Origin of the sequence: Curtobacterium sp. VKM Ac-1376 (assembly GCF_015351025.1) — a bacterium.
GTDB lineage: Bacteria > Actinomycetota > Actinomycetes > Actinomycetales > Microbacteriaceae > Curtobacterium.
The window spans coordinates 161,824-186,652 of record NZ_JADKRV010000006.1 but is presented as its reverse complement, the minus strand read 5'-3'; the positions used below and the strand labels follow the sequence as shown (position 1 = coordinate 186,652).

Annotated in this window: 25 protein-coding genes; 2 read left to right on the top strand and 23 right to left on the bottom strand. The window is 70.9% G+C overall.

Annotation, left to right across the window (positions count from 1 at the left end):
- Positions 1-18: 18 nt before the first annotated feature.
- The 12 genes from cmk to ITJ56_RS09865 all read right to left on the bottom strand — a co-directional run bounded on the left by cmk (position 19) and on the right by ITJ56_RS09865 (position 11,061).
- Positions 19-714: a (d)CMP kinase gene (gene cmk, locus ITJ56_RS09920; protein WP_194630288.1), complete on the bottom strand. Its 696-nt coding sequence runs from the start codon at positions 712-714 to the stop codon at positions 19-21.
- A 203-nt stretch (positions 715-917) separates the two neighbouring features.
- Positions 918-2,030 (bottom strand): prephenate dehydrogenase, encoded by a 1,113-nt coding sequence (locus ITJ56_RS09915; protein WP_194630244.1) that lies wholly within the window; start codon positions 2,028-2,030, stop codon positions 918-920.
- Positions 2,031-2,088: 58 nt separating this feature from the next.
- Positions 2,089-2,880, bottom strand: a complete 792-nt coding sequence (locus tag ITJ56_RS09910) for a pseudouridine synthase (RefSeq protein WP_228517470.1) — start codon at positions 2,878-2,880, stop codon at positions 2,089-2,091.
- 1,276 nt (positions 2,881-4,156) lie between these two features.
- Positions 4,157-4,846: an SMC-Scp complex subunit ScpB gene (gene scpB, locus ITJ56_RS09905; protein WP_228517438.1), complete on the bottom strand. Its 690-nt coding sequence runs from the start codon at positions 4,844-4,846 to the stop codon at positions 4,157-4,159.
- Positions 4,836-5,639, bottom strand: coding sequence for a segregation and condensation protein A (locus ITJ56_RS09900; protein WP_194630242.1), 804 nt, complete (start codon positions 5,637-5,639; stop codon positions 4,836-4,838). Before ITJ56_RS09900 ends, scpB begins: the two co-directional genes overlap by 11 nt.
- Positions 5,623-6,498, bottom strand: coding sequence for a ParA family protein (locus ITJ56_RS09895; protein ID WP_194630240.1), 876 nt, complete (start codon positions 6,496-6,498; stop codon positions 5,623-5,625). Before ITJ56_RS09895 ends, ITJ56_RS09900 begins: the two co-directional genes overlap by 17 nt.
- A gap of 79 nt (positions 6,499-6,577) precedes the next feature.
- On the bottom strand, positions 6,578-7,393 hold the full coding sequence (locus ITJ56_RS09890; protein ID WP_194630238.1) for an SseB family protein: 816 nt from the start codon (positions 7,391-7,393) through the stop codon (positions 6,578-6,580).
- 4 nt (positions 7,394-7,397) lie between these two features.
- On the bottom strand, positions 7,398-8,144 hold the full coding sequence (priA, locus tag ITJ56_RS09885; RefSeq protein WP_194630237.1) for a bifunctional 1-(5-phosphoribosyl)-5-((5-phosphoribosylamino)methylideneamino)imidazole-4-carboxamide isomerase/phosphoribosylanthranilate isomerase PriA: 747 nt from the start codon (positions 8,142-8,144) through the stop codon (positions 7,398-7,400).
- A 134-nt stretch (positions 8,145-8,278) separates the two neighbouring features.
- Positions 8,279-8,917 carry an imidazole glycerol phosphate synthase subunit HisH gene (hisH, locus tag ITJ56_RS09880; RefSeq protein WP_194630235.1) on the bottom strand — a complete coding sequence of 213 codons (639 nt, stop codon included), beginning with the start codon at positions 8,915-8,917 and terminating at the stop codon, positions 8,279-8,281.
- A complete protein-coding gene (gene hisB / locus ITJ56_RS09875) occupies positions 8,914-9,516 on the bottom strand; it encodes an imidazoleglycerol-phosphate dehydratase HisB (RefSeq protein ID WP_194630233.1) in 603 nt (200 codons plus the stop codon). The genes hisH and hisB overlap by 4 nt, the downstream gene beginning before the upstream one ends.
- Positions 9,513-10,619: a histidinol-phosphate transaminase gene (locus ITJ56_RS09870; protein WP_194630231.1), complete on the bottom strand. Its 1,107-nt coding sequence runs from the start codon at positions 10,617-10,619 to the stop codon at positions 9,513-9,515. Before ITJ56_RS09870 ends, hisB begins: the two co-directional genes overlap by 4 nt.
- 64 nt (positions 10,620-10,683) lie before the next feature.
- Positions 10,684-11,061: a LysM peptidoglycan-binding domain-containing protein gene (locus ITJ56_RS09865; protein WP_194630229.1), complete on the bottom strand. Its 378-nt coding sequence runs from the start codon at positions 11,059-11,061 to the stop codon at positions 10,684-10,686.
- 236 nt (positions 11,062-11,297) lie between these two features.
- On the opposite strand from ITJ56_RS09865, the gene lexA reads away from it, so the two are divergent.
- Complete coding sequence (gene lexA, locus ITJ56_RS09860; RefSeq protein WP_194630227.1) at positions 11,298-11,942, top strand: transcriptional repressor LexA; 645 nt, start codon at positions 11,298-11,300, stop codon at positions 11,940-11,942.
- Between the two features lie 145 nt (positions 11,943-12,087).
- Here lexA and hflX read toward each other — a convergent pair whose 3' ends face one another.
- Positions 12,088-13,629 carry a GTPase HflX gene (gene hflX, locus ITJ56_RS09855; protein WP_194630225.1) on the bottom strand — a complete coding sequence of 514 codons (1,542 nt, stop codon included), beginning with the start codon at positions 13,627-13,629 and terminating at the stop codon, positions 12,088-12,090.
- A gap of 61 nt (positions 13,630-13,690) precedes the next feature.
- Between hflX and ITJ56_RS09850 the strand changes: the two genes are divergently transcribed.
- The gene (locus ITJ56_RS09850; protein ID WP_194630223.1) at positions 13,691-14,302 is read left to right on the top strand and encodes a class I SAM-dependent methyltransferase; all 612 of its coding nucleotides are present in this window, start codon (positions 13,691-13,693) and stop codon (positions 14,300-14,302) included.
- An 11-nt stretch (positions 14,303-14,313) separates the two neighbouring features.
- On the opposite strand, the gene dapF is transcribed toward ITJ56_RS09850, so the two are convergent.
- The 10 genes from dapF to ITJ56_RS09800 all read right to left on the bottom strand — a co-directional run bounded on the left by dapF (position 14,314) and on the right by ITJ56_RS09800 (position 24,749).
- Positions 14,314-15,204 carry a diaminopimelate epimerase gene (gene dapF, locus ITJ56_RS09845; RefSeq protein WP_194630221.1) on the bottom strand — a complete coding sequence of 297 codons (891 nt, stop codon included), beginning with the start codon at positions 15,202-15,204 and terminating at the stop codon, positions 14,314-14,316.
- Positions 15,201-16,112 (bottom strand): tRNA (adenosine(37)-N6)-dimethylallyltransferase MiaA, encoded by a 912-nt coding sequence (gene miaA / locus ITJ56_RS09840; RefSeq protein ID WP_194630283.1) that lies wholly within the window; start codon positions 16,110-16,112, stop codon positions 15,201-15,203. The genes dapF and miaA overlap by 4 nt, the downstream gene beginning before the upstream one ends.
- Positions 16,113-16,170: 58 nt before the next feature.
- Positions 16,171-17,664 carry a tRNA (N6-isopentenyl adenosine(37)-C2)-methylthiotransferase MiaB gene (miaB, locus tag ITJ56_RS09835; protein ID WP_194630219.1) on the bottom strand — a complete coding sequence of 498 codons (1,494 nt, stop codon included), beginning with the start codon at positions 17,662-17,664 and terminating at the stop codon, positions 16,171-16,173.
- 26 nt (positions 17,665-17,690) lie between these two features.
- The gene (locus ITJ56_RS18940) at positions 17,691-18,557 is read right to left on the bottom strand and encodes a regulatory protein RecX (RefSeq protein ID WP_194630217.1); all 867 of its coding nucleotides are present in this window, start codon (positions 18,555-18,557) and stop codon (positions 17,691-17,693) included.
- Positions 18,554-19,615 (bottom strand): recombinase RecA, encoded by a 1,062-nt coding sequence (recA, locus tag ITJ56_RS09825; RefSeq protein WP_027464767.1) that lies wholly within the window; start codon positions 19,613-19,615, stop codon positions 18,554-18,556. Before recA ends, ITJ56_RS18940 begins: the two co-directional genes overlap by 4 nt.
- 252 nt (positions 19,616-19,867) lie before the next feature.
- Positions 19,868-20,092, bottom strand: coding sequence for a DUF3046 domain-containing protein (locus ITJ56_RS09820; protein ID WP_194630215.1), 225 nt, complete (start codon positions 20,090-20,092; stop codon positions 19,868-19,870).
- 86 nt (positions 20,093-20,178) lie between these two features.
- Complete coding sequence (locus tag ITJ56_RS09815; protein ID WP_027464765.1) at positions 20,179-20,487, bottom strand: helix-turn-helix domain-containing protein; 309 nt, start codon at positions 20,485-20,487, stop codon at positions 20,179-20,181.
- A gap of 154 nt (positions 20,488-20,641) precedes the next feature.
- Positions 20,642-21,169, bottom strand: a complete 528-nt coding sequence (locus tag ITJ56_RS09810; protein WP_194630213.1) for a CinA family protein — start codon at positions 21,167-21,169, stop codon at positions 20,642-20,644.
- Positions 21,166-21,810: a CDP-diacylglycerol--glycerol-3-phosphate 3-phosphatidyltransferase gene (gene pgsA, locus ITJ56_RS09805; protein ID WP_194630211.1), complete on the bottom strand. Its 645-nt coding sequence runs from the start codon at positions 21,808-21,810 to the stop codon at positions 21,166-21,168. Before pgsA ends, ITJ56_RS09810 begins: the two co-directional genes overlap by 4 nt.
- Before the next feature lie 5 nt (positions 21,811-21,815).
- Positions 21,816-24,749, bottom strand: a complete 2,934-nt coding sequence (locus tag ITJ56_RS09800) for an FtsK/SpoIIIE family DNA translocase (protein ID WP_194630209.1) — start codon at positions 24,747-24,749, stop codon at positions 21,816-21,818.
- Positions 24,750-24,829: the final 80 nt, after the last annotated feature.

The following is a 24,829-nucleotide window of genomic DNA, read 5'->3' as shown; positions in this document are numbered from 1 at the left end:
AGGCCGTCCGGTCGTGCGTCAGTGCGTGGCCGCGCGGGCCAGGTCGACGACCGCCTGCACGGTCTGGTCGAAGTCGAGGTCGGTGGAGTCGAGCGTCGTGACACCGTCTGCGGCGTTCATGAAGTCGACGACCTTCGCGTCCGCCGCGTCGCGACGAGCGAGAGCTGCGGAGGTCTCGGCGGCCGACTGGGTCGTGACCTCTGCCGAGCGTCGGGCCATTCTAACGGACTCGTCGGCCGTCAGCAGGATCCGGACCTCGGCGTCGGGTGCGACGACCGTGGTGATGTCCCGGCCCTCGGTGATGATGCCCGGGGCGTCGGCCTTCCGCATCACGTTCCGGAAGAGCTGGACCAGGCGGCGCCGGACGTCCGGGAGCTTCGCGATGTGGGCGACCGCACCCGTGACGTCAGGGGTGCGGATGGCCTCGGTGACGTCGGTCTCCCCCACCTTGACGTAGTAGTCGTCGGGGTCGGTGCCGATGGCGTAGTCGAAGGTGTCCCAGCTCGCCAGGATCGCTGCGGCGTCGTCGAGGTCGACCCGCTGCTGCAGGGCGTGCCAGGCGAGCGCACGGTAGGCAGCGCCGGTGTCCTGGTAGCCGTAGCCCAGGGCGCGGGCGGCCGCACGGGAGACGCTCGACTTGCCGCTGCCGGCGGGGCCGTCGACCGCGATGACGATCTTGGCCACGTAGGCGCCGTCGGCCAGACCGGACGGCATCGGTGCGCTGGTCGAGCCGGGCTCCCCGCCGGGTTCGCCGAGGCCGCCGGCCGGACCACCGAGGGGGCCGCCCTCAGCACCGCCGCGTGCCCCGTCACCAGGGGTCGGCGTCGGCAAGCCGGAGTCGGGGCCGTCGGTCCCACCGGCCGGAGCGCGTCCGCCGGTCACACCCGAGTCGTTCAGCGCTGCGTTCATGTCGTCGTTCAGGCCCATGCTGCTGCGATCCTCCATCCGCGCCCCTCGAGTTCCTCGACGAGTCGCTGTTCCTGCTCGGGCAGCACCGACACCTCGACGATGCCGATCTGTGCGCCCGGTGAGTGCTCGAGGCGCATGTCCTCGAGGTTGATGCCGATCTCCCCGATGAACGTCAGGAGTGCGGCGATCTGCCCGGGGGTGTCGTCCACCAGGACGACCACCTGGGCGAAGCGCTTGGTGGTGCCGTGCTTGCCCGGCAGCCGCTCGACTCCGCGGTTGCCCGCGGCGATCGTCTCGGCGATGGTGCGCGGCGACCCGGCACCGTCCGGGTCGCCGAGGGCGTCGATCACGCGGGACAGGTCGTCACGCAGGTCGGTGAGGACCGGCCGGATGTGCCCGGCGTTCGCCCCGATGATCTGCACCCACAGCCCCGGGTCACTCGCGGCGATCCGGGTGACGTCGCGGACACCGCCGCCGGCCAGGCCGAGCGACCCGTCCGGCGCGTCCCGCAGACGCGAGGCCATCAGCGTCGACACGAGCTGCGGCGCGTGGGACACGTAGGCGACGGCGAGGTCGTGCGACTCGGGGTCCATCGGCACGACGGTCGCGCCGACGTCGAGCGCGAGGTCCTCGACCACCGCGGCACGCTGGTACGTGATGCCGTCGTGCCCCGCGATCACCCAGGGGCGACCGACGAACAGGTCGGCGCGGGCGGCGGTCGGACCGCTGCGCTCGCGTCCGGCCATCGGGTGCGACCCGATGTATCGGGTGACGTCCGCGCCGGCGGCCACCAGGGCCTCCAGGGGACCGGACTTCACGCTCGCGACGTCCGTCACGACGGCCTCCGGGTACGCGGCGAGCTCGCGCTCGACCACGGTCGCCACGACGTCCGGCGGGACCGCGACGACGACGAGCTCCGGCTGGTCACCGGGGGCGGGTCGCCGACCGGCGCCGTAGTCCACGGCGAGCGCCAGTGCGGCGGGTGAGACGTCGTCGAGGACGACGTCGACGCCCTTCTCACGCAGGGCGAGACCGATCGAGGCGCCGAGCAGCCCGGTGCCGACGACACGCACCGGACCGCGCAGGCGGCGGTCGATGTCGGTCGGGGTCAGGTCGGTCACCGGGCAAGCCTACCGATCGACGCTCGGGCATCGGTCGATGCCCGAGCGTCGGCCCCGGTCAGTCCGCCGACTCGTCGTCGTACTCGTCGTCCTCGCCCTGGTCGAGGGCGACGTCACGGTCGTCACGAGCGGACGGCTTCGCGTCACGGACCGTGCCGAGCAGCTTCCCGACCTCGACCGCGCCGAGTTCGCGCATCTTGCCCGGCGGCAGGCTGCCCAGGTGCAGCGGTCCGAACGACCGCCGAACGAGTTCGAGGACCGGGTGGCCGACGGCTTCGAGCATCCGTCGGACGATGCGGTTGCGGCCGGAGTGCAGCGTGATCTCGACGAGCGACTCGCCTCGCGAGGACTCGAGCAGCCGCACCTTGTCGGCCTTGATCGGGCCGTCCTCGAGCTCGACACCCTCGGTCAGACGCTGCACCACGGCGGGGTTCACGTTGCCGTGGACCTTCGCGATGTACGTCTTCTGCACGCCGAACGACGGGTGCGCCAGCACGTGCGCCAGGTCGCCGTCGTTCGTCAGGACGAGCAGCCCGGAGGTCTCGGTGTCGAGGCGCCCGACGTTGAACAGGCGCTCCTCGTAGCGGTCCACGAACTCGGTCAGGTCACGGCGACCGCGCTCGTCCTGCAGGCTCGAGACGACACCGGTCGGCTTGTTCAACACGATGTAGCGCCGCGACGAGTCGATCTGCACCGGCACGCCGTCGACGCTGATCGCGTCCTTCTCGGGGTCGACGCGACGCCCGAGGGCGTCCACGACCTCGCCGTTGACCGTCACGCGGCCCTCGACGATCAGGTTCTCCGCGACCCGGCGGGATGCCACGCCCGCAGCGGCGATCACCTTCTGCAGGCGCTCACCCTCTGCCTGGAGGCCCGGCTGGGCCCCGGCAGGCGCCGTCCCGTCCGCCGCGTCCCAGTCTGCGATGATGGGCCGTTCGGGCGTGCCCTCGGCCGGGTTGCCCCGGTCGTCGCGCTGCCCGCTCGGCTTCGGCGTGGTGCGGTCGCTGTTGCGGACACTCGTGGTGCCGCCGACGTAGCGGCGGCCGTTGTGCCAGACGCGGCTCTGCTGGCCGTCGGGGGTCCGGCGGTCATCGCGGCCGCGGTCGTCCCGACGGTCGTCACGGGGTGCCGAGCTGCCACGGTCGTCGCGGCCCCGGTAGCCACCACGGTCGTCACGGGGAGCAGAGCTGCGGTCGTCGCGGCCCCGGTAGCCACCACGGTCATCACGGGGAGCCGAAGCACCACGGTCATCACGGCCCCGGTACCCACCACGGTCCTCACGCGGAGCGGAAGTGCCGCGGTCGTCACGGCCCCGGTACCCACCACGATCGTCACGGGGAGCCGAAGCACCACGGTCATCACGGCCCCGGTACCCACCACGGTCCTCACGCGGAGCCGAAGCACCACGGTCATCACGGCCCCGGTACCCACCACGATCGTCACGCGGCGCCGAGCTGCGGTCGTCACGGCCCCGGTACCCACCACGGTCACCGCCACGGTCATCGCGCGGAGCCGAGCCGCGGTAGCCACCGCGGTCATCGCGCGGCGCCGAGCTGCGGTCGTCACGGCCCCGGTACCCACCACGGTCACCGCCACGGTCATCGCGCGGAGCCGAGCCGCGGTAGCCACCGCGGTCATCGCGCGGCGCAGATGCGCCCCGGTACCCACCACGGTCGCCACCCCGGTCATCGCGCGGAGCCGAGCCGCGGTAGCCACCGCGGTCATCGCGCGGCGCAGATGCGCCCCGGTACCCACCACGGTCGCCACCCCGGTCATCGCGCGGAGCCGAGCCGCGGTAGCCACCGCGGTCATCGCGCGGCGCCGAGCTGCGGTCGTCACGGCCCCGGTACCCACCACGGTCACCGCCACGGTCATCGCGCGGAGCCGAGCCGCGGTAGCCACCACGGTCGCCACCCCGGTCATCGCGAGACGGGTACCCGCCACGACGGTCGTCGTCACGCGGCGGGCGAGCGCCCCCGCGGTCGTCGCGACCGTAGCCGCCGGAGCGGCCGCCGGCTCCGGAGCCAGCCCCGCCCCGGCCGGGAGCGGAGCGGTCGGAGCGATCCGGGCCTCCCGATCGTCCGTTGCGGTCGTCTCGGTCTCGGGGCGCGCCGCGCCCCCGGTCGTCAAACCCTGCCATCGGGGATCCCTTCGTTCTGCTCGAAGCCGTCCGCACCGTCGTCCAGGAGGGGCGAGATGAGCGGCAGCTCGTCGAGCGAGTTGATGCCGAGCTGCTGCAGGAGCAGGTCAGACGTGACGTAGTTGATGGCGCCGGTCTCGGCGTCGGTGAACGACTCCTCGATGAGGCCGCGCGCCACCAGGGTGCGGACGACACCGTCGACGTTGACGGCGCGGATCGAGGCGATCTGCGAGCGGGTGATCGGCTGCTTGTACGCGACCACCGCGAGGGTCTCGAGCGCGGCCTGCGACAGGCGCGAGGGGCGCTCGGCCTCGACGAACTGCTCGACAACGGGGTCCAGGTCGGCACGGACGTAGAAGCGCCAGCCGCCACCGACCTCGCGCAGTTCGAAGCCGCGGCGGATCGTGCCGTCGACGCCGTCGAAGTCCGCGACCAGGCGTTCGATCGCCTGGCGCACGGCGGGGACGGGCGAACCGACGGCGGCACCGAGCGCGACGAGCGACTGGGGCTCGTCGGCGATCATGAGGATGGCCTCGAGCTGACGGTCGATGGGGATGGTGGGGTGAGCCTCGGACGCGGCGCGTTCGTGGATCTCGCGCTCGATCGCGCGGGCGTCGGCCATCTCGTCGGCGCCGCCGGGTTCGGCGCTGGACGCGTCGTGCGCGTCATCCGTCATAGTCGGCTCCCAGGTTCGCGAGGCTCTCGTCGGACCAGTCCTCGGCGGTCCACCGCAGTGTCAGCTCCCCGAGCGGCTCGAGCTGCTCGAACGAGATCGACGCGTTCCGGTACAGCTCGAGGATCGCGAGGAAGCGAGCCACCACGATACCCGTCTCATGGACGCCCGCGACCAGTTCGCGGAACGAGACCCCTTCACCATCACGGGTGCGAAGGATCGAGACGACGATCGCGGCCTGCTCACGGATGCTGATCAGCGGGGCGTGCAGGTGGTCGAGGCCGACGGTCGGGATCTCCCGCGGAGCGAAGGCCAGCGCGGCGAGGGCAGCGAAGTCCTGCACCGACAGGGTCCAGACGAGCTCGGGAGTGCGGGCGCGGAATCGTTCCTCGAGCCGGACGCTCCGCACGTGGCGGCGCGACTCGACGCCCCAGCGCTCCCCGAACCAATCGGCGGCCTGCTTGAACGCGCGGTACTGCAGCAGCCGAGCGAACAGCAGGTCGCGGGCTTCCAGAAGAGCGACGTCCTCGGCGTCGACGAGTTCGCCCTGCGGCAGCAGCCCGACGATCTTCAGGTCGAGCAGGGTCGCCGCGACGACGAGGAACGCACTCGCCTCGTCGAGTTCGTCGGCGGACTCGGCCTGCCGGACGTACTGGATGAACTCTCCCGTCACTGCGCCCAGCGCGACCTCGGTGATGTCGAGCTCGTGCTTCGTGATGAGCGACAGCAGGAGGTCGAACGGGCCGTCGAAGTTGGTGAGCCGGACCCGGAACCCCGCGTCAGGCGACGGCGCCACGCTGGACGAGCTCTCGTGCGAGCTGCCGGTAGGCGTGTGCGGCGGCGTGGTCGGGCGCGGTCTGCGTGATCGGACGAGCGGAGACGGTGGCGTCGGGGAACTTCACGGTGCGCCCGATGACGGTGTCGAGCACACGGTCGTCGAAGGTGTCGACGACGCGCTCCATGACCTCACGCGAGTGCAGGGTGCGCGAGTCGTACATGGTCGGCAGGATGCCGTCGAGCGTCAGCGCCGGGTTCAGGCGGTCCCGCACCTTGTCGATGGTCTCGATGAGCAGGGCGACCCCGCGGAGCGCGAAGAATTCGCACTCGAGCGGGATGAGCACGCCGTGCGCGGCGGTGAGCGCGTTCACGGTGAGCAGCCCGAGGGACGGCTGGCAGTCGACCAGGATCACGTCGTAGTCGTTCGCCACCTTGCGCAGAACACTCGCCAGGATCTGCTCGCGGGCGACCTCGTTGACCAGGTGGACCTCGGCCGCGGACAGGTCGATGTTCGCGGGGATCACGTCGAGCCCGGGGGTGTTCGTCGGCTGGATGACCTGGTTCGGGTCCTTCACGGCACCCATCAGCAGGTCGTACACGGTGTGGATGTCGTGTGTCCGGACTCCGAGGCCGGCGGACAGGGCGCCCTGCGGGTCGAAGTCGACGGCGAGGACCTTGCGGCCGTACTCCGCGAGCGCCGCGCCGAGGTTGATCGCCGTCGTGGTCTTGCCGACGCCGCCCTTCTGGTTGCAGAGCGCGATGATGCGGGCAGGTCCGGTGCTGTCGAGCTCCTCGGGCACGGGGAATTCCCGGACGGGTCGCCCCGTCGGACCGAAGGTGGTCGCGCCGGAGGGGTTGATCGTCGGGTTCGTGCTCACCCCGTCATCGTACCGGCGACACCGCTCCGGCCGGGGTCGCACCGCCGCCAGGGCTCGCTGATCGTCGAGCTGCTGATCCTCAGGCTGTACGGAGGGCGACGCGCATGCTGTCGACACGCTCGGCGATCACCGGGTCGGCCGACCAGCGCTCCTGCAGCCGCCGGACGAGCACCCCGACCTGTTCGCGGTCGAGCCCCGCGTGCAGTGCCAGCCCGACGGTCAGCTCCGGCCCGGCGAACCGACCGACCGGGTCGCCCGGGGCGAGTTCGACCCGCGCGACGCTCGGCTCCTGGTCGACCGACGCGGCGAAGGCCCGCGCGACCTCCGGGTCCTCGAAGCACGGGGTCCACGGCAGGTCCTGCCCGAGCGCCCACACGGCCGGTCGACGCAGCACGAACTCGGTCGGCGACTTCGGGTCGAGCACGACGAGCTGGGTGTCCTCGCTCGCCGCGGCCATCGCCACGCGGCGGGACTCCACCGGCACGGGGCGCGCGTCCGGGTCCCAGGAGCGCATGGCCTCGACCGAGGTGAACGCCGGCATCACGCTGCGACCGTCCGGGCCGGCGACCGTCACGATCGAGAGTTCCTGGGTCTTGTCGACGAGCTTGCCCTCGTCGGTCTCCCCCACGTCGCCGGCCTCGGCGATGAGCGGGATGAGCAGGCGGGCGGTCCGGAGCGCCTCGACGATCGCCGCCTGGGACGCACCGCCGGCGAGCGAGCCGATGGCCGCGACCACCGCGGGGTCGGCGAGTCCGTCGTCGTCGGCGAACGCGGTGTCGTGGTGGTCGAACGTGCGACCTTCCCACGAGAAGCCCGCCGAGTCCGCCGCCCCGCCGGGGGTGTGCGCGTCGTCGGCGTCCGGCCCGGTGCCGCGGCCGTTCGAGATGCCCGCCACGGTGCTACTCCGAGGCGATGTCGAGTGCGGCCGGCAGTGTGAACGCCCCGGAGTACAGCGCCTTGCCGATGATCGCGCCCTCGAGCCCGTACGGCACGAGTTCGCGGAGCGAACGGAGGTCGTCGAGCGTGGAGATCCCACCCGAGGCGACGACGGGCTGGTCGGTGCGGTCGCACACCTGGCGGAGCAGCTCGACGTTCGGCCCCTGCAGCGTGCCGTCCTTCGTCACGTCGGTCACCACGTAGCGCGCGCACCCGGCCGCCTCCAGGCGGTCCAGGACCTCCCACAGGTCGCCGGCGTCCTCGGTCCAGCCGCGGCTGGACAGTGTGGTGCCACGGACGTCCAGCCCGACGGCGATCTGCTCGCCGTACTCGCCGATCACGCGGGCCGCCCACTCCGGGTGCTCCAGGGCAGCGGTGCCGAGGTTGACGCGTGCAGCACCCGTCGCCAGCGCAGCCTCGAGCGAGGAGTCGTCGCGGATGCCCCCGGACAGCTCGACGGACACGCCCTCGACCTCGCGAACGGCGTGCGCGATGACCTTGCGGTTGTCCCCACGACCGAAGGCGGCGTCGAGGTCCACCAGGTGGATCCACTCAGCGCCCTGGTCACGCCACGTGCGTGCTGCGGCGACCGGGTCGCCGTAGCCCGTCTCGCTCCCGGCCTCGCCCTGGGTGAGCCGCACCGCCTGACCGTCGACGACGTCGACGGCGGGCAGCAGGACGAGGGGTGGGGTGTCGGTGAGGTCGGTCATGGTCCTGTCGGTTTCGTTGCGGTGGAGCAGCTGTCGGCGGTCGGCGGTCGGCTGTCGGCGGTCGGCGGTCGGCGGTCGGCTCGGAGGCACGGCGCGCGTCCGGCACCGGCCGTCGCGCTCGTCGCCGGCCGGGATCAGAGCGATCGCACCCAGTTGGTCAGCAGGCGGATGCCCGGCTCACCGGACTTCTCAGGGTGGAACTGCGTGGCGGTGAGGGGCCCGTTCTCGACCGCGGCGATGAACCGTTGCCCGTGCTCGGCCCACGTCAGCCGGGGCGCACGGAACGGGCCGTACGCGTCGAGCGGGAAGTCGGTCACGCCGTAGGAGTGCACGAAGTAGAAGCGCTCGTCGTGCAGGCCGTCGAACAGCACGGAGTCCTCGGGCGCCTCGACCGTGTTCCAGCCCATGTGCGGCAGGACCTCCGCCTGGATCTCCTCGACGGTGCCGGGCCATTGTCCGAGTCCCTCGACGTCGGCACCACGTTCGACACCGCGCGCGAACAGCACCTGCATGCCGACGCAGATGCCGAGGACGGGCCGCCCGCCGGCCAGACGGTGGTCGACGATCTCGCCGCCCCGCACACCCTCGAGCTGGTCGACCACGGCGGCGAACGCTCCCACGCCCGGCACGAGCAGGCCGTCCGCACGGAGCGCCGCCTGCTTGTCGGCGGTCAGGGTGACCTCGGCCCCGGCGCGCTCGAGTGCCTTGGCGGCAGAGTGCACGTTCCCAGACCCGTAGTCGAGGACGACGACGTTCGGCTTCGCGGCGGTCACAGGGCGCCCTTCGTGGAGGGGATGCCGTCGACGCGGGGGTCCAGTTCGACCGCCTTGCGCATGGCACGGGCGAACGCCTTGAACTCGGCCTCGGCGATGTGGTGGGGGTCGCGGCCCTCGAGCACGCGGACGTGCACGGTGATGCCGGCGTTGAACGTGATCGCCTCGAACACGTGGCGGATCATCGACCCGGTGAAGTGGCCGCCGATGCGGTGGAACTCGAAGCCCGCTGGCTCGCCGGAGTGCACCAGGAACGGCCGCCCGGAGACGTCCACGACGGCCTGGGCCAGCGCTTCATCGAGGGGCACGAGGGCGTCGCCGTAGCGGCCGATGCCGGAACGGTCACCGAGCGCCTGCTTGATGGCCTGCCCGAGGACGATTCCGGTGTCCTCGACGGTGTGGTGCACGTCGATGTCGGTGTCGCCCGTCGACGTGACCCGCAGGTCGATGAGCGAGTGTTTGCTGAACGCGGTGAGCATGTGGTCGAAGAACGGGACGGAGGTCGAGATCGTCGAGGCCCCGGTGCCGTCCAGGTCGAGCTCGAGTTCGACGCTCGATTCGCTCGTCCGGCGGCTGATCGAGGCGGTGCGGGCGGTCATGCCTCAACCCTAACCGGCGGCTGCTCAGCGGCCACCTGCCGCATGGCGTCGAGGAACGCGGTGGTCTCCTCCGCCGTCCCCGCACTCACACGCAGGTGGTTCGGGATCCCGAGGTCGCGCACGATCACGTCCCGCTCGAGCAGCGACTCGAACGCGGCGTGCGGGTCCGCGACACCGCCGAACAGGACGAAGTTCGACCAGGTCTCGTAGGTGCGGTAGCCCATGGCCCGGAGTTCGGTCACCATGCGGTCGCGCTGGGTCTTGATGTCGTCCACCATCGCGAGCATCTCGGGCGCGTGCCGGAGCGCGGCGATCGCGGCCGCCTGGGTCAGCGCGGACAGGTGGTACGGCAGCCGGACGAGCCGCACAGCGTCGATCACGGCGGGGTGCGCCGCCATGTACCCGACCCGGGCTCCGGCGAACGCGAACGCCTTGCTCATCGTGCGCGAGACCACGAGCCGCTCGCGACCGGGTAAGAGCGTCAGGGCGCTCGGCGCGTCGGACGGCATGAACTCCGCGTAGGCCTCGTCAACCATCACGATGCCGTCGGTCGCGTCGTACGCGGCGGCGATGGTCTCGATCTCGAGCGGGGTCCCGGTCGGGTTGTTCGGCCCGCACAGGAACACGATGTCCGGCTGGTGCGCACGGATCGCGGCCACGACGGTCTCGGGCGAGATACGGAACTCGTCGTCGCGCTGCGCGGGGATCCAGGTGGTGCCGGTCCCCGATGCGAGGATCGAGTGCATCGAGTACGTGGGCGGGAACCCGAGGACGGAGCGCCCGGGGCCACCGAATGCCTGGAGGAGCTGCTGCAGGACCTCGTTCGACCCGTTCGCCGCCCAGAGCTGCTCGGCGGTCAGATCGTGACCGAGGTAGCCGGCCAGCGACTGCCGGAGTTCGGTGAACTCGCGATCCGGGTACCTGTTGACCGTCAGCAGGGCCTGCCTGATGGAGTCGACGATGTCGTCGGCCACGTCGTCGGGAACGGGATGCGTGTTCTCGTTGACGTTCAGCTGGACACGGACGTGCTTCTGCGGAGCGCCGTACGGGCTCTGACCACGGAGGTCGTCTCGGATCGGGAGGTCTTCGAGCGTGAATGCCACCGATCCATCGTAGGCCGCTGTCACCGTGCGGGGACCAGCCGTCTGGACGGGACTGCCGTGATCGCTACTCGCCGGACGTGTACTTGGTCGGGATGGAGACCTGCTCGCCCGCCTGGAGCGCCGAGCCGTCGAGTGCGTTGAGGCTCACGACGTCCTGCACGAAGTCGCGCGGGTCGGAGTTCGGAGCGGTCTCTTCGGCGAGCTGCCAGAGCGTCTCGCCCGGCTGGATCGTCACGGTCTCGAAGTGGGTGCGCGTCCCACCGGCGGCGGCGTCGCCGGCCGAAGCCTGGCCGCCGTTCAGCACGCCGAGGGCGACGACGATGAGGAGGGGGATCGCGGCGAGCGTCGTGAAGACGATGCGGCCGCGACGCGTCAGACGCAGGCGGGTACGCACGGCGGGCGCCGCGGTGCGCTGGATGTCAGCGATGGCGATGGTGCTCATGTCCTTCTTGCCTTCCCGTTCGGTGGAACCGAAGTCCTGTACCGAACATAGTTTCGAACGAGGCGGCGCACAAGTCCCCTGGGAGGGATTTCTGGGGGTTTTCTTGCGACACGCTCGAACAGGTGTTTGTCCGGCCCTGGCTGGTCGGATACTGTTTCGATCGACTGGGGCAAGCCTGACGGGGACCACCGACATTCCCGCCGCGGCCGGACCGGCATCGACGAAAGCGAGACGACGTGGTGGACGAACTGCGGGGCCAGAAGCCGCTGACGGCGAAGCAGCAGGCGATCCTCGACGCGATCCGTGCGTCGATCGCGTCGCGCGGCTACCCGCCGAGCATGCGCGAGATCGGCGACGCGGCCGGCCTCTCGTCCCTGTCGAGCGTCTCCCACCAGCTCGGACAGCTCGAACTCGGCGGATGGATCCGCCGCGACCCGAACCGCCCGCGGGCGCTCGAGGTCCTGGTGGACGAGCCGTCCTCCGACGTCGGCGGACCGGACATCGACGCCACCACGCTCGTGCCGCTCGTCGGCCGGATCGCGGCCGGTGTCCCGATCACCGCCGAGCAGCACGTCGACGAGATCATCCCGCTCCCCCGGCAGCTCGTCGGCACCGGCGAGCTCTTCATGCTCAAGGTCGTCGGCGAGTCGATGATCGACGCCGCGATCTGCGACGGCGACTGGGTCGTCGTCCGGGCGCAGCAGACCGCCGAGAACGGCGACATCGTCGCGGCCATGCTCGACGAAGAGGCCACGGTGAAGGTCTTCCGCCAGCGCGACGGCCACACCTGGCTGCTGCCGCGGAACACGGCCTTCGAGCCGATCCTCGGCGACGCCGCCTCGGTGCTCGGCAAGGTCGTCGCGGTCCTCCGCTCCCTCTGACGCGCCCACGCCGGGGGCTGGGGGCCGTCGTCATCGCTCGACGTCCGCACCACGACGAAACGCCGCCGGATTCGGCGGCGTTTCGTGTGTTCCGGGGTGTCTCGGGAACACGACGGCGTCTTGCGGACGCGAGCCGTGCCTCCCGTCAGGCGGTCGTTGCGGGCGTGACCACGTACGGTTCGAGCTCGGAGACCTGCCGCTGGAAGACCCGCACGCGCAGGAGCGTGCCGTTCTCGACGTAGTCGACGGACTCGACCGAGCCGGCGTCGTGCAGCGTCGACACCAGGTCGCCGCGGTCGTACGGCACCACGATGGTCAGGTCGACGTCGGGCTCGGGCAGGCGGTCCTCGATGACGCTGAGGAGTTCCGGGATGCCCTCACCGGTACGGGCCGACACGAACACCGCGTCCGGCACGAGTCCGATGAGCACGAGGCGCTGCGCGTCGTCGATCAGGTCCGCCTTGTTGAAGACGACGATCTCGGGGATGTCACCGGCACCGACCTCGCCGATGACCTCGCGCACGGTGGACAGCTGCGCGCCGGGGTCGGGGTGCGAGCCGTCGACCACGTGCACGATGACGTCGGCGTCGCCGACCTCCTCGAGGGTGGAGCGGAAGGCCTCGACGAGCTGGTGCGGCAGGTTGCGCACGAAGCCGACGGTGTCGGTGAAGGTGTACTCGCGTCCCTTCGCCGACGTCGTCCGGCGGACGGTCGCGTCCAGCGTTGCGAAGAGCTGGTTCTGCACCAGGACGCCCGCGCTCGTCAGCCGGTTGAGCAGCGAGGACTTGCCGGCGTTGGTGTAGCCGGCGATGGCGACGCTCGGCACCTCGTTGCGGTTGCGCTCTGCTCGCTTGGCCTCTCGAGCGGGCCGGAACCCGGCGATCTGGCGGCGCAGCTTGGCCATCCGGGTGTGGATGCGACGACGATCGAGCTCGATCTTCGTCTCACCGGGGCCACGCGAGCCCATACCGGCACCGCCGGAGACCTGGCCACCGGCCTGCCGCGACATCGAGTCACCCCAACCGCGCAGTCGCGGCAGCAGGTACTCGAGCTGGGCGAGTTCGACCTGCGCCTTGCCCTCGCGGCTCTTGGCGTGCTGGCTGAAGATGTCGAGGATCACGGCCGTACGGTCGATCACCTTCACCTTCACGACGTCCTCGAGCGCACGGCGCTGCGAGGGTGCGAGCTCGGTGTCCGCGATGACGGTGTCGGCGCCGGTGGCCTTCACGATCATCGCGAGCTCTTCGGCCTTGCCCTTGCCGAGGTAGGTCGAGGCGTCCGGGTGGGGCCGGCGCTGCAGGAGCCCGTCGAGCACGACCGCACCGGCCGTCTCGGCCAGGGCGGACAGCTCGCGCAGGGAGTTCTCGGCATCCTGCGCGTCGCCGTGGGGGTACACGCCGATGAGGACGACCTGCTCGAGCCGCAGCTGGCGGTACTCGACCTCGGTGACGTCCTCGAGTTCAGTGGAGAGGCCGGCGACACGGCGCAGCGCCGCTCGGTCCTCACGGTCGTACTGGTCGCCGTCGCCGGTCCAGCTGCGGTCGTCAGCCGACTGCGTCTGGATCGCCTGGGCGGGTGCGAAGATGGACGATGCCGCGCGGCGGTCTGCGTTGCGCAACACCCTCTCGACGACACCTTCTGCGCTGTCGTCGTTGGTCTGGTGGTTCTGCTGATCGGTATCCGTCATCCTGTGCACAGGCTACCTCTGGCGGCCTTCCGACACACTCGGTTGCCGGTACGGTTCATCCATGGCGAACGACCACTACTTCTCGGCGAACCCCGAGAGCGATCTCCGGCCCCGCCAGGTGGACGTCACGCTCGCCGGTCGGGACCTCACCCTGTCCACCGCCGCGGGCGTCTTCAGCCCCGACGGTGTCGACCGTGGCACGAAGGTCCTGCTCGGCACGGTGCCGACTCCCGCGCCCGAGGGTGCGCTGCTCGACATCGGCTGCGGCTGGGGGCCGATCGCGATCACGATGGCGCTGCAGGCCCCCGACGCGCAGGTCTGGGGTGTCGACGTGAACGAGCGGGTGCTGGAACTCGCGCGCGCCAACGCCGCGACTGCCGGGGCGTCGAACGTCACCATCGCGCTGCCGGACGACGTGCCGGCCGACCTGCGCTTCCGGACGATCTGGTCGAACCCGCCGATCCGCGTCGGCAAGGACGAGTTGCACCAGATCCTGCTCACCTGGCTGCCCCGGCTCGAGGCCGGAGGCGACGCCTGGCTCGTCGTGTCGAAGGACCTCGGAGGCGACTCGTTGCAGAAGTGGCTCGTCGGGGCCCTCGGCGAGGAGTTCACCGTGTCGCGGACCTCGACGGCCAAGGGGTTTCGCGTCATCCGGGTGCAGCACAGCGCGTAGCGCGCCGCGCGTCAGACCGTCAGGTCGCCGGAGAACACGAGCTCGGCCGGCCCGGACAACGACACGTGCTCGCCGTCCTCGGTCGCCGTCATCCGCACGGTGAGCAGCCCACCGGGAACACGCACCCGCCACGTGTCCGGCGCACCGGCACCCACCCAGTACCGCGTCGCGAGGGCAGCCGCCACGGCACCGGTGCCGCACGACAGCGTCTCCCCGCTCCCCCGCTCGTGCACCCGCATCGTGATCTCGCCCACGCCGTCCTTGATGAGCGGGTCGCCCGGCAGCACGAACTCGACGTTCGCACCGTGCTCGGGCGCCGGGTCGAGCACAGGCAGGAAGGTCAGGTCGAGGTCAGCGAGCTCGTCCTCGGTCTCGACGGCGACCACCACGTGCGGGTTGCCGACGTCGATGCCGATGCCGGGACGCGCGCCGTCGAGGTTCTTGGCCCGCACGAGCACGTCGTCGGCTCCGCCGCCCTCGATGCCCAGGCCCCAGCGACCGAGGTCGGCCGCGAACCCGTTCGTCGTCCGCTGGATGTCGACCAGCCCCTTCCGGCTGCCGACGGTCAGGGTCTCACCGGGTGCGAGCTCCACCAGCCCGGCCTCGGTCAGGTATCGGGCGAACACACGGATGCCGTTGCCGCACATCTCCGCGATCGTGCCGTCGGCGTTGTGGTAGTCCATGAACCAGGTGGCCTCGGGTTCGACGGCCACGAGCGCACGCCCCTCGGGGATCGCCTCGGACCGCACCGCCCGGATCACCCCGTCGCCACCCACGCCGAAGCGTCGGTCCGCGATGGCCCGGATCCGCTCGGGGGTCAGGTCGACGGTGGCGTCGGGGTCGGCGAACAGGACGAAGTCGTTGCCGGTCCCCTGGCCCTTGGTGAAGTGCAGCTCGGTCACGGCACGATCCTACGGGCCAGTTCCGACAGGTCGCCGCGGTCAGCGCCGGTGACGTCGAGGGTCTCGGCGTCGACGTAGCGCCGGAACCAGGACACCTGCCGCCGGGCGTACTTCCGGGTCGCGATGCCGGTCGCCTCGACGGCCTGCTCCACCGTCGACGTCCCGCCCAGCACCTCGAGCGCCTGCGAGTACCCGATCGCGCCGCGCGCGGTCTTGCCCCGCTCGAGCCCCTGCTCGCGGAGCGCCGCGACCTCGTCGACGAGCCCGGCGTGGAACATCCGTGCCGCCCGCTCGTGCAGCGCCGACACCAGCTGCTCGCGGTCGCGGCGCAGGTGCAGGATCCGGGACGGCCGCCAGGCGCGGGGCGCGGCCGGGAGGCTCGGGGTCACCACCTCGGACCGGCTCGCGATCTCGAGTGCCCGGATCAACCGCCGCGGGTTGCGTGCGTCGATCGTCGCGGCGGCCGCAGCATCGAGGGTGCGCAGCCGTTCGAGCAGGATGCCCGGCCCGAGCTCCTCGTGCTCGCGCTCGAGCCGGGCGCGGAGTTCCGGGTCCGTGCCGGGAAACGCCAGGTCGAACAGCACCGCGGACACGTAGAGTCCGCTGCCGCCGACGAGCACGGCGACACCGCCCTCAGCCTGGATCCGCTCGACGTCGGCTCGGGCGGCGACCTGGTACGCGGCGACGCTCGCCTCGTCGGTCACGTCGAGCACGTCGAGCTGGTGGTGCGGGATCCCGTTGCGTTCGGCCAGCCGGAGCTTCGCCGTGCCGATGTCCATGCCGCGGTACAGCTGCATCGCGTCCGCGTTGATGATCTCGGCATGCCGGCCGGTGGCGTGCAGCCGCTCCGCGATCGCGATCCCGAGGTCGGACTTCCCGGTGCCGGTCGCCCCGACGACCGCGATCAGCTCCGCGGCGTCACCGGACGCGAGCGGCGAACCGCCCGACGGAGCAGCCCCGGGGACGTCAGCGACCGACACGGAGCGTGGGCAGCCCGAGCGACACCGGACGGGGGACGTCGCCAGCAGCGGCCGGGGTGGGGACACCACAGCTCTCGGCCTGCGCGCGGTCCCAGGCATCGCCGGCTCGCGTGCGGCGGATCCGGAGTGGCGCGTCGTCGTCGGCGATGAGGAAGTGCGGCGCAGCGCGGGTGATCTCGACCGTGACGACGTCGCCGGGGCGCGGAACGCCGGACCCGGTCGGCACCGCGAAGTGCACGAGCCGGGAGTCCTCGGCACGACCGGACAGCCGACGGGTGGCGTCGTCCTTCCGGCCCTCCCCCGAGGCGACCAGGACCTCGACGCTGCGACCGACCTGCAGGGCGTTCTCCTCCGCGGTGATGCGCTCCTGCAGTGCCACGAGTCGCTCGTAGCGCTCCTGCACCACCTGCTTCGGCAGCTGGTCGTCCATCGTCGCCGCCGGCGTGCCCGGACGGATCGAGTACTGGAACGTGAAGGCCGAGGCGAACCGCGCCTGCTCGACGACGCGCAGCGTGTCCTCGAAGTCAGCCTCGGTCTCGCCGGGGAACCCCACGATGATGTCGGTGGAGATCGCCGCGTTCGGGATCTTCGCGCGGACGCGGTCGAGGATGCCGAGGAACCGCTCGCTGCGGTAGCTCCGGCGCATGGCCTTGAGGACGCGATCGGAGCCGGACTGCAGCGGCATGTGCAGCTGCGGCATGACGTTCGGAGTCTCGGCCATGGCGTCGACGACGTCGTCGGTGAAGGCCGCCGGGTGCGGGCTCGTGAACCGGACGCGCTCGAGGCCCTCGATCGCGCCGGTGGCCCGGAGCAGCTTGCCGAACGCCTGGCGGTCACCGAACTCCACGCCGTACGAGTTGACGTTCTGGCCGAGCAACGTGACCTCGATCGCCCCGTCGTCGACGAGTGCCTGGACCTCGGCGAGGACGTCACCGGGGCGACGGTCCTTCTCCTTGCCACGGAGCGAGGGGACGATGCAGAACGTGCAGGTGTTGTTGCACCCGACCGAGATCGACACCCAGCCGCTGTGCGTCGACTCGCGCTTGGTCGGCAGCGTCGACGGGAAGACGTCGAGCGCCTCGAGGATCTCGATCTGCGCCTCGTCGTTGTGCCGCGCCCGCTCGAGCAGCGTCGGGAGCGATCCCATGTTGTGCGTGCCGAAGACGACGTCGACCCACGGCGCCTTCTCGAGGATGACGTTCTTGTCCTTCTGCGCCAGGCACCCGCCGACGGCGATCTGCATGCCGGGGTGCTGGCGCTTGATGCCCGCGAGCTGCCCGAGGTTGCCGTACAGCCGGTTGTCCGCGTTCTCGCGCACCGCGCACGTGTTGATGACGACGACGTCCGCCTGCTCGCCGTCCGCAGCGGTGTACCCGGCAGCCTGCAGCGACCCGCTCAACCGCTCGGAGTCGTGCACGTTCATCTGGCACCCGTAGGTGCGGACTTCGTAGGTGCGGGGGCGAGCTGCGACGGTGGCCATGGTCGTTCCAGTGTAGGTCGGAGCGACTACTCGAACCGCACGGTCCCGCCGCCCGGTCGAGGGCGCTTCTCGACTCCGTCGAGCGCACGGGCGACGGCGATCCGGACGACGCCGGAGCTGTAGCCCTTGCGCATCAGGAACCCGGACAGCCGGCGTTCTGCGGTCGCACGATCGAGCCCGCGCATCTGCGGTGCGCGCTTGTCGGCGAGCTCCTGGGCACGGAGGAACTCGTCGTCCTCGTCGTCTGCGGCTTCGTCCAGCGCGGTGTCGATCGCCACCTGGTCGATCCCCCGACGGCGGAGTTCGGTGACGACCCCCTGCCGACCGAGCCCCTTGCGGGCGTGCAGTCGATCCACCAGGTCGGTGGCGAGGGCGACATCGTCGAGGAGCCCGACACGGGTCAACCGTTCAACCTCATGCTCGACCACGTCGGGATCGAGGTCCTGCTGGGTGAGCAGTGTCCGCATCTCGGACTCGCTCACGCCCTTGCGGCCGAGCGCCCGCATGCTGAGGCGCTCGGCGTCGGCGCGCTGCTCGTCGAGGGGACGCGGAGCATCCGCAGGGTCGATCTCCTCGCCGCCGGCGATGGAGAACACCGACGCCGTCGTGGCGTCCGCCCCGTCGTCGTCGTAGCCGTCCTGCTCCGCCCGCGCGGTGCGACCGGAACCGTCGCCGATGACCGGCGAAACCCAGTCGGCCTGTGCGCGTGGCCCGCGGATGGGCAGTGGAACGGGCGTGTCCGCATCGTCCTCGAGCACGGGCTCCGGAACGCTGGGCACCGTCTGCTCGGGCCCGGGCGTGGGCTCCGCAGCTGCCGGGGCGCGACGACGCGACCTCGCACCGAACAGGTCGGTGACCGGCGCGAGGCCGTCGTCGTCGTGGTCGGTGCTCACGCGCCCTTGCGCTCCGCGAGCTTCGGCGCGATGGACTCGACCGGGGCGTCCTCGGCCTTGGCACCACCGACGCCGAGCTTCGCGAGGATCTTGCCTTCGATGTCAGCGGCGATCTCGGGGTTCTGGATCAGGAACGAACGCGAGTTCTCCTTGCCCTGCCCGAGCTGGTCGCCGTCGTACGTGTACCAGGCACCCGACTTCTTGACGATGCCGTGGTCGACACCGAAGTCGAGCAGCGAACCTTCGCGCGAGATGCCGACGCCGTACAGGATGTCGAACTCGGCCTGCTTGAAGGGCGGCGCCATCTTGTTCTTGACGACCTTGACGCGCGTGCGGTTGCCCACCGCATCGGTGCCGCTCTTCAGCGTCTCGATGCGACGGATGTCCAGGCGGACGGATGCGTAGAACTTCAGTGCCTTACCGCCCGAGGTGGTCTCCGGCGAACCGAAGAACACGCCGATCTTCTCGCGCAGCTGGTTGATGAAGATCATCGTGGTCTGCGTCTGGTTCAGTCCACCGGCGAGCTTCCGCAGGGCCTGGGACATGAGCCGCGCCTGCAGCCCGACGTGCGAGTCGCCCATCTCGCCCTCGATCTCGGCGCGGGGCACGAGCGCCGCGACGGAGTCGATCACGATGAGGTCGATGGAGCCGGAGCGGACCAGCATGTCCGCGATCTCGAGCGCCTGCTCGGCGGTGTCCGGCTGCGACACGAGCAGGGCGTCGATGTCGACGCCGAGCTTCTTGGCGTACTCCGGGTCGAGCGCGTGCTCGGCGTCGATGAAGGCTGCGATGCCACCGGCGCGCTGGGCGTTGGCGATGGCGTGGATGGTGAGGGTCGTCTTGCCTGACGACTCCGGGCCGTAGATCTCGACGATGCGGCCGCGGGGCAGCCCACCGATGCCGAGCGCGACGTCCAGCGCCACCGACCCGGTCTGGATGACGTTGACGGGGGCGCGTTCGTCCGAACCGAGGCGCATGATCGCACCCTTGCCGAACTGCCTGTCGATCTGAGCGAGTGCGGTCTCGAGGGCCTTCTCGCGGTCTGCCGGTGATGGCATGGGGTGCTCCTTCGTGCTCGTGTTCGGCCGCCTGTAGGCTGTCGCGTCCACGCCGGCCGATGGTGCAAGGCCGATGGTTCTGCGACAAGGCTTCGGGCTGTTCCCGATGTCCATCAACCTATGGCGGGCCACCGACATCACTGCCGACGGTCACGCGATCTGTGGATGGAACACCCGGGCGACGCCGCTGTGGAGGAAGCTACCACCGATCGAACACGCGTTCGAGCAACACGCCGAACACAGTTTCGGGTGTCAGTCCTGCGGTTCCGCCAGCCCCTTGCCGTGCCGACGGTCCAACGGGACGTCCTGCGAGTCGCACAGGGCGTCCCACACCCGACGGGCATCGATGCCGGCGCCGAGGGCGTCCACGGCCGAGCGACCACCGAGTTGCTCGAGCACGACGTCGCGGGTGACCACGGACCCGTAGGCCTCGCCGAAGACCTGGTCCACGGCCCGCCAGAACTCACTCACGCGCATCGGTCCAGCCTAAGCGCCCGCGGGCGACACCGAACGCAGAACGCCCCCGCCGGGAAGGACCGGCGGGGGCGTTCGGTGCGATGCGCTCAGCGCACCGCGAGGTCGTTGTCGAACTCGGCGACGAGGTCGTCCGGGAGCGTGTCGGGGACGGGGGTGAGCCCCTCGACGATCGCGAGACGGTCGCCCACTTCGCGCATGATGGTCGAGATGGGTGTGTCCAGCGCGTCCGCGACGGACGCGAGGATCTCCGAGCTGGCTTCCTTCTGCCCGCGCTCGACCTCACTGAGGTACCCGAGCGCGACACTGGCCTTGGACGCGACCTGACGGAGGGTCCGGCCCTTCTGCAGTCGGAAGTCCCGGAGCACATCGCCGATTTCCTGACGAACGAGAACCATGAGAACTCCTCCTCTCTGTCGTCTCCGCGCCCGCTCGGTCCGGTGGATCGAGTTCGGGTTCAGCAACAGTAGCGTTGCCGGTTGCAGCATGCTAGCCAGGCTGGCTGCCGTACTGCTGGAGATTTCGTGAGATGTAACCCAGCGGTAACGGGACCTATTCCCGGCCCCGGACGGTGGACGACATCCGTGCCAGGAGTTCGGAGACGGTGGCGTGCCGGATTGCCTCTCGATCGCCGTCCAGGTGCAGTTCGTAGGCCGATGCCCCCGCGGCTGAGGCGATCCCGACGAACACCGTACCGACGGGCTTGCCGTCCTGCGGATCCGGACCGGCCACCCCCGTCGTGCTGATCCCCCACGTCGCGGGCTCTCCGTCGACGGACAGCGCGATCCGGACACCGGAGGCCATCTGGCGCGCGACCTCCGGGTGGACGGCACCCTCGGCCTCGAGCAGGGACGTCGAGACCCCGAGCACGGAGTGCTTCACGGGCGTCGCGTAGGCCACGACGCCGCCACGCACCACGGCGCTCGCGCCCGGCACGTCGACGAGCGTCGCGACGACGAGGCCGCCGGTGAGCGACTCCGCCACGGCGATGGTCTCGCCCCGTGCCGTCAGCTCGGCGATCAGGCCCGGTGCGACCGGGACGGGAGGCACGGCCTGCGTCGAGCGATCCGGGCCGGTCATGCCGTGGTGCGGTTGTGCTTCCATGCCTGCCACAGGTAGTCGATCCCGCTCAGGATCGTTGCCAGGAACGCGGCGGTCATCAGGATCCCGTTGACCCAGTGCGCCCAGTCGCCGACCAGGTCCCACCACGGGAACAGCGCGGCCGTCAGCGCGACGGCCTGCAGCACGGTCTTGATCTTGCCGCCGCGGCTCGCCGGGATCACCCGGTCGGACAGCACCGCGAAGCGGAACACCGTGATGCCGATCTCACGCAGCATGATCAGGACGGTCACGTACCAGTGCAGTTCCTGCAGGATCGACAGGGCGACGAGCGCTCCGCCGATCAAGACCTTGTCGGCGATCGGGTCGACGAGCTTGCCGAAGTCGGTGACCAGGTTCTGGCGGCGGGCGATGATGCCGTCGGCACTGTCGGTGACGATCGCGACGACGAACACGACGGCCGCCCAGATGCGCAGGGGCCCGTCGTTGCCTGCGTCGGCCAGCAGCAGGACGACGAACAGCGGCGCCATCAGGATGCGGATCACCGTGATGATGTTCGCGACGTTGGCCGTCGACGCCGGTCCGGGACCCTTGCGCAGCAGTCGGCCGCGCCACGGGAACCGCGCGCCGTGCGTGCTGTTCGTGCTGTCCGAGGCGGTCATCGCCGTCACTCCCTGCCCGTCAGTCCCCACGCGTCCTCATCGGGCTCGTCGTGGACCTCATCGTACCCGCGGGTCATGTCCCCGACGGCGTCGGCGCCGTAGCGGTCACCATCGTCGGACGGCGTCGGTGCCGGAACGGCCGGAGCGGCCGCGGCCGGCGGCTCCTCGCCGCGGAGCTTGGCGAGCACCGCCGGCAGCTGGTCCGCGGTGACCAGGACGTCGCGCGCCTTGGACCCCTCGGACGGGCCCACGATGTCGCGGGACTCCATGAGGTCCATCAGGCGGCCGGCCTTCGCGAACCCGACGCGGAGCTTGCGCTGCAGCATCGACGTCGACCCGAACTGCGTCGACACGACCTGCTCGACGGCCGCCAGCAGCAGTTCGAGGTCGTCACCGATGTCGGCATCGATCTCCTTGCGCTCGACCACGGCCTGGACGTCCTGCCGGTACTCGGGCTGGGCCTGCCGCGTGACGTGCTGCACGACCTCGGCGACCTCGCCTTCCTGCACCCAGGCGCCCTGCACGCGGAGCGACTTCGACGACCCCATCGGCAGGAAGAGCGCGTCGCCCTGGCCGATGAGCTTGTCGGCACCGGGCTGGTCGAGGATGACGCGGGAGTCCGTGACGCTCGTCACCGCGAAGGCGATGCGCGACGGCACGTTCGCCTTGATCAGCCCGGTGATGACGTCGACCGACGGGCGCTGCGTCGCGAGCACCAGGTGGATGCCGGCGGCGCGGGCGAGCTGGGTGATGCGGACGATCGACTCCTCGACGTCACGCGGCGCGACGAGCATGAGGTCGGCGAGCTCGTCGACGACGACGAGCAGGTACGGGTACGGCTTGAGCTTCCGCTCGCTGCCGGCGGGCAGGACGATCTCGTTGTTCTCGATCGCCTTGTTGAAGTCGTCGACGTGGCGGAACCCGAACGACGCCAGGTCGTCGTACCGCATGTCCATCTCCTTCACGACCCACTGCAGCGCTTCCGCCGCCTTCTTCGGGTTCGTGATGATGGGCGTGATGAGGTGCGGCACGCCCGCGTAGATGGAGAGCTCGACGCGCTTCGGGTCGACCAGGACCATGCGGACCTCGGACGGCTTCGCGCGCATGAGCAGTGACGTGATCATCGAGTTGATGAAGACCGACTTGCCCGAACCGGTGGAGCCGGCGACCAGCAGGTGCGGCATCTTCGCCAGGTTCGCGACGACGAAGCCGCCCTCGACGTCCTTGCCGACGCCGATCGTCATCGGGTGCTTCGACTTCCGGGCCGCATTCGACCGCAGCACGTCGCCGAGCGACACGATCTCGCGGTCCGTGTTCGGGATCTCGACACCGATGGCGCTCTTGCCCGGGATCGGCGACAGGATCCGGACCTCGTTCGAGGCGACCGCGTACGACAGGTTCTTCGACAGCGCCGTCACGCGCTCGACCTTCACACCCGGGCCGAGCTCGATCTCGTACCGCGTGACCGTCGGGCCGCGCGAGAAGCCGGTGACCCTCGCGTCGACCTTGAACTCGGTGAGCACGCCGGTGATGGCGGCGACGATGTCGTCGTTCGCCTGGCTGCGGGCGACGGAGGGGGTGCCGGAGCTCAGCGTCGTCGCCGCTGGCAGGCGGTACGGCTTCGACGGATCGTCGTCGGTGGCGGCAGCGGAGAGCTCCTCGCGCTCTTCGACGACGGGCTCCTCGATCACGTGGTCCTCGACGATCGGCGCCGCGACGGTCTCGGGCACGGCGGGGCGGATCGCCGCGGTGGGCTCGGGTCGCCCCGGCACGTCCGCGCCGAAGTCGCGGAGCGCCTGCTCGGCGTCCTGCAGGTCCTGCTCGACGGAGTCGTTGAGGTTCACCGACGCGGGCTCGGCCGGCGTCAGGTCGACGAGACCGGCCGCGGCACCGGCGTTCGGGCTCGTGATCGGTACTGCGGACGGGACCGGCGCAGCGGCCGCAGCGGGCGGGGCCGTCGGTGCGATGCCCGTGGCCGGGGGCAGGACGGGGCTGTCGTACGCCGGGTCCTCTTCACGCCCGGACTTGTTGCGGCGCCACCACGGCACGGCGTCCCCGCCGGCCTCGGCTGCAGCTGCCTGCTCGTCGCCGAACCCGAGGTCCTCGAAGAGCTGGAAGTCGGTGTCGCTCTTCTTGCCGCGCTTCGCAGCGCGGGCTCGGGCAGCGGGTTCCGCCACGGTGGCGGCGTCTGCCTCCGGCTCGGCAGCCGGTGCCGGCGCGCCGAACAGGTAGGCGTACAGCTCGTGCAGGCGACGCCCGAGCTTGTTCGGCGGCGTCTTGGTGATGATGAAGAGCGAGAGCACGAGCAGCACGATCGCCACGGGCACGGCGACCCAGGCGGTCGCGATGGTCACGAGCCAGCCGATGACGACCCAGCCGAGCACACCACCGGCCGCGGCCAGTGCAGGCATGCCGTCGCCGGCGCTCGGTCGCCCGCCGAACACGTGGCAGAGCGAGGCGATCGAGACGATCAGGAGGCCCAGGCCGATGCCGATCCGGGTGTTGTCGTGCACGGACGCGGGGTGCCGGAACAGCCACCCGGCGAACACGACCATGATCACGGGCAGCGCGAACGCCAGGCGGCCGAACAGCCCGCCGAACGTGTACGCGTCGAGTGCGACCGAGACGCTGTTCGTCGGGTTGAGCCACTCGACGACCGCGCCGGCGATCGCCAGCACGAACAGCAGGAACGGGAACCCGTCGCGCCGCTGGTCCTTCTCGAGGGTCTCCTTGCCGAGCAGCCGGAACATCGCACCGACGCCGCGCGCCATCGCGAGCCAGAAGGTCACGAGCGGGTTCTGCTCGCGGAACACCGGCGTCGGTGCGGCCTGCGGCAGCTTCTTCGTCGTGGCCTGGGTGCGCGACGAACCACGCGTCCCGTTGCCACGGGACGACGTGGACGCGCGCGAGCGCGTGGTCGACTTGGTGCCTCCGGCCATGGGCAGAACCCTAACGCCCGCTCAGGACAAACGCAGGAAGGCCCGCCGCAGCGTCCGTGACGGACGCTGGACGGGCCTCC

Excerpts from the sequence above, each read along its gene's own strand:
- scpB (WP_228517438.1), bottom strand. The coding sequence starts at position 4,846 with ATGACGGATGACGCGCACGACGCGTCCAGCGCCGAACCCGGCGGCGCC.
- ITJ56_RS09800 (WP_194630209.1), bottom strand. The coding sequence starts at position 24,749 with ATGGCCGGAGGCACCAAGTCGACCACGCGCTCGCGCGCGTCCACGTCG.
- ITJ56_RS09820 (WP_194630215.1), bottom strand. The coding sequence starts at position 20,092 with ATGCGCGTGAGTGAGTTCTGGCGGGCCGTGGACCAGGTCTTCGGCGAG.
- miaB (WP_194630219.1), bottom strand. The coding sequence starts at position 17,664 with ATGGCCACCGTCGCAGCTCGCCCCCGCACCTACGAAGTCCGCACCTAC.
- recA (WP_027464767.1), bottom strand. The coding sequence starts at position 19,615 with ATGCCATCACCGGCAGACCGCGAGAAGGCCCTCGAGACCGCACTCGCT.
- ITJ56_RS09815 (WP_027464765.1), bottom strand. The coding sequence starts at position 20,487 with ATGGTTCTCGTTCGTCAGGAAATCGGCGATGTGCTCCGGGACTTCCGA.
- cmk (WP_194630288.1), bottom strand. The coding sequence starts at position 714 with ATGCCGTCCGGTCTGGCCGACGGCGCCTACGTGGCCAAGATCGTCATC.
- hflX (WP_194630225.1), bottom strand. The coding sequence starts at position 13,629 with ATGACGGATACCGATCAGCAGAACCACCAGACCAACGACGACAGCGCA.
- ITJ56_RS09810 (WP_194630213.1), bottom strand. The coding sequence starts at position 21,169 with ATGACCGGCCCGGATCGCTCGACGCAGGCCGTGCCTCCCGTCCCGGTC.
- ITJ56_RS09850 (WP_194630223.1), top strand. The coding sequence starts at position 13,691 with ATGGCGAACGACCACTACTTCTCGGCGAACCCCGAGAGCGATCTCCGG.
- pgsA (WP_194630211.1), bottom strand. The coding sequence starts at position 21,810 with ATGACCGCCTCGGACAGCACGAACAGCACGCACGGCGCGCGGTTCCCG.
- priA (WP_194630237.1), bottom strand. The coding sequence starts at position 8,144 with ATGACCGACCTCACCGACACCCCACCCCTCGTCCTGCTGCCCGCCGTC.
- ITJ56_RS09865 (WP_194630229.1), bottom strand. The coding sequence starts at position 11,061 with ATGAGCACCATCGCCATCGCTGACATCCAGCGCACCGCGGCGCCCGCC.
- hisB (WP_194630233.1), bottom strand. The coding sequence starts at position 9,516 with ATGACCGCCCGCACCGCCTCGATCAGCCGCCGGACGAGCGAATCGAGC.